The sequence below is a fragment of the Actinomyces polynesiensis genome, from assembly GCF_000820725.1.
GTDB lineage: Bacteria > Actinomycetota > Actinomycetes > Actinomycetales > Actinomycetaceae > Pauljensenia > Pauljensenia polynesiensis.
In genome coordinates this window covers 1-3,029 of sequence record NZ_CCXH01000276.1, presented here as the reverse complement: position 1 = coordinate 3,029, position 3,029 = coordinate 1, and the positions used below count along the sequence as shown (strand labels likewise).

4 protein-coding genes and 1 pseudogene are annotated in these 3,029 nt (G+C 71.3%); all 5 read right to left on the bottom strand.

What is annotated here, in order from left to right; translation table 11 throughout:
- Positions 1-50 precede the first annotated feature (50 nt).
- A complete protein-coding gene (locus tag TA90_RS11550) occupies positions 51-290 on the bottom strand; it encodes a CsbD family protein (RefSeq protein WP_043536641.1) in 240 nt (79 codons plus the stop codon).
- Between the two features lie 117 nt (positions 291-407).
- Positions 408-608, bottom strand: coding sequence for a hypothetical protein (locus tag TA90_RS11545; protein ID WP_043536639.1), 201 nt, complete (start codon positions 606-608; stop codon positions 408-410).
- A 286-nt stretch (positions 609-894) separates the two neighbouring features.
- Positions 895-1,731 carry an HAD family hydrolase gene (locus TA90_RS11540; protein WP_043536637.1) on the bottom strand — a complete coding sequence of 279 codons (837 nt, stop codon included), beginning with the start codon at positions 1,729-1,731 and terminating at the stop codon, positions 895-897.
- Between the two features lie 56 nt (positions 1,732-1,787).
- Complete coding sequence (locus TA90_RS15275) at positions 1,788-2,345, bottom strand: cation transporting ATPase C-terminal domain-containing protein (RefSeq protein ID WP_082031666.1); 558 nt, start codon at positions 2,343-2,345, stop codon at positions 1,788-1,790.
- 70 nt (positions 2,346-2,415) lie between these two features.
- Positions 2,416-2,937 (bottom strand): annotated as a pseudogene (locus TA90_RS16055) (HAD-IC family P-type ATPase); the annotation flags it as partial.
- Between the last annotated feature and the right edge of the window lie 92 nt (positions 2,938-3,029).

The window sequence follows — 3,029 nt, the reverse complement described above, 5'->3', positions numbered from 1 at the left end:
GTCGGTCCCGGGCCCCCTGCCCTCCGCCCGTCACCGGGTCGGATCAGTACTCAGTCGACATCGCGGTGCAGCGCCTTCTTCGCGCGGTCCACGAGGGCCTCGGCCTCGGCCTTGACGTCCCCGGCGGCGTCACGGACCTTCTCGCCCGCATCGTCCAGGGTCTCCTTGACCTTGCCCTCATTCTTCTGGACCTTGCCCTCGGCTTCGAGGTCCTTGTCCCCGGAGACCTTGCCGGCGGTCTCCTTGACCTTGCCGGACGCCTGGTCGATCTTGTGGTCGAAGTCGGACATGTGTTCCTCCTGGATCGTCAATCTCGAACACCACAACCCTCGCACGGGGCCGACGGGGCGGCAACCGGAAGGAGTGGCGCCCGTCCCACGGTCACCGGGCGACGGAGCGGCCGACCGTCACTCCTCGACGGGGTTGCCCGGGTTGCCGGGGATCTCCTCGTCGGTGGGTCGTGTGGCGGGCTGGACGCCCTCCGTGGGGACTTCGTCCTCGAGGTTCGTCGGTCTGGTGGGTTGGTTGCCCTCGGTCGGGACCTCGTCGTGGAGGTCGGTGGGAGTGGTCGGTTGCTTGCCGGGGGTGGGGACTTCCTGGTCGCTCATGGCGCTCCTCCTGTGTATGGACGTCCGGCACGGCGGACGGCGGCACGGCCTCGGTGCCGGTGCACCTGCCACTCTACGGTCCCCCACGCGCCCTGCGCTCCCCGGACGGGGGGAAGTCCGTGCAGTTCGGCGCACGGTCGCGGGGAGGATGACCACGAGGGTCCGGGTGGCGGGTGCGGTCCGACGTCGCCCCGGGCGTCCTGGGGCTCCCGGCGGGACCCGCCCCGTTACCGGACCGGTGCCGCACGGCCTGTCCGTTGCACGGCCGGTCCGCTGCCGGTCCTTCTCAGTCCAGCGTGGCCCTGCCCGTGAGGCCGAGCCCGTCCAGGGCCTTCGCGAGCCCGTCGGAGTCGATCCCGTCGGTGACCAGGTCGGCCACGGCCTTGACGTCGGGGGAGGCATTGCCCATCGCGACACCGGTGCCGGCGGCGGCCAGTGCCTCGAGGTCGTTGACGGAGTCGCCGATGGCGACGGTCTCGGACACGGGGATACCGAGGTGTTGCGCGAGTCCCACCAGCGCCGTGCCCTTGTCGACGCCCGAGATCAGGACCTCGCAGGTCGTTCCCCCGCTCGCCTCCACCGAGCCGGAGATCGTGCGCAGGCGCCCGTCCGTCATCGCGCCGGGGACCCCGGGGTCGAAGGTGGTCCCGTCGGGCACCACGAAGGTCCCCTTGGAGGCGGTGGTCGGCAGGCCCGGGCGCAGGGCGTGGCGGACCTGTTCGGCGTAGGGGCCCCAGTCGGTGTCACCCTGGGCGGGATCGCCCGCGAAGATCTCCATGAAGGAGCGACTGGGGTGCATCTCGGTGGGGGTCTGCCAGACCCAGGGCAGGCCCTCGTCCTCGAAGTGGGAGGACACGGCGACCAGGTCCTCGTGGGAGATCCTGTGGTCCTCCACGACCTCCTCACCCATGCGCGTGAAGGCGCCGGAACCCCCGATGATCCCCGTGAAGCCGAGATCCCACACCCAGGGGTAGACCTCGGGGAGGGAGCGGCCGGTGCACAGGACGAAGACGTTGCCGGCGCCGAGACCGGCGCGGATGGCGTCCCGACTGGAGCGGGGGACCTCCTGACGCGCATTGATGAGGGTTCCGTCGATGTCGACGCACACGAGGCGTGGGGGCATGTCCCCACACTAACCGTGCCCACGCGGGAGCGGCAGAGGTCCTCCGGCCCGACGCCTCAGGACCGTTCGGGCAGGAAGCGGGCGATCACCCAGCGGGCACCCGCCATGACCACCATGGCGCCCAGCACCGGCAGCCACAGCGAGGGGGTGAGGGGTGCGGTGCCGAAGAACCCGGCCACCAGGGGCACGTAGACGATGACACCCATGATCGCCACCGCCAGGAGGCAGGCGATCCAGAAGCGCCTGTTGGTGAGTTGGTGGCGGGAGAAGATCCCGTGGACGCTGCGTCGGTGGATGATGTTGACCAACTGGGACATGAGGATCGTCGCGTAGGTGACGGTGGTCGCCGCGGCAGCCTGGCGGGCGTCGCCCTCCCCGATGGCGACCCCCTGGAGCGGGAAGGCGAGGAGGAACCCGCCGACGGCGAGGGCTCCCATGACGCCGCCGGTGGCGAGGACGTCGCCCAGGGAGCGGCCCCCGAGGATCCGGGCGCGTGGGTCCCGCGGTGGCCGACGCATGTTCTCCCCCTCCGCGCGGTCCGCTCCCAGGGCCGAGATGGGGATGATCTCCCCCAGGACGTCGATGGCGAGGATCTGGAGGACGTTGAGCGCCAGGGGGGAGACCCATCACGATGGTCAGTGCCAGGCTGGCGATGTTGACGACGAACTCCGCGATGTTCGAGGTCAGGCAGGAGAGCACGCCACGGGAGATGTTCGTGTAGATCGTGCGACCCTGGCCCACGGCGTCCACCAGCGTGGCGAAGGAGTCGTCGAGGAGCACCACCTCCGCGGCGTCCTTGGCCACGTCGGTCCCGGTGCGTCCCATCGCCACGCCGATGTCCGCATGGCGCAGGGCCGGGGCGTCGTTGATGCCGTCACCCGTCACCGCCACGACGGAACCGGAGGCACGCACGAGGGAGACGATGCGCATCTTGTCCTCGGGTGCGACCCGGGAGAAGATCACCCCGCCCCCGAGGGCGGTGCGCAGCACGTCCCCGTCCGGCATCGCCGAGAGCTGTTCCCCGGTGACGACGCGGGGGTCGGTGCCCGGGTCGCACAGGCCGGCCTGTCGGGCGATGGCCGCCGCGGTCGTCGCGGAGTCCCCGGTGACGATGTCGACCCTGATCCCCGCCTCGCGCGTGCGCGCCATGGCGGCGGGGACCTCCTCCCTCAGGGGGTCGCGCATCGACACCAGGCCGAGCAGCACGAGGTCCCGTTCGATGACCCCGGTGCCCGCGTGCTCGTCGCGGGCCTCGCCCTCGTCGACCTTGCGCACGGCGAGGGCGAGGTTGCGCAGGG

What these genes read in the sequence shown, in the direction of transcription:
- TA90_RS11545 (WP_043536639.1), bottom strand. Translation starts at nt 608, where the DNA reads ATGAGCGACCAGGAAGTCCCCACCCCCGGCAAGCAACCGACCACTCCC.
- TA90_RS11550 (WP_043536641.1), bottom strand. Translation starts at nt 290, where the DNA reads ATGTCCGACTTCGACCACAAGATCGACCAGGCGTCCGGCAAGGTCAAG.
- TA90_RS11540 (WP_043536637.1), bottom strand. Translation starts at nt 1,731, where the DNA reads ATGCCCCCACGCCTCGTGTGCGTCGACATCGACGGAACCCTCATCAAT.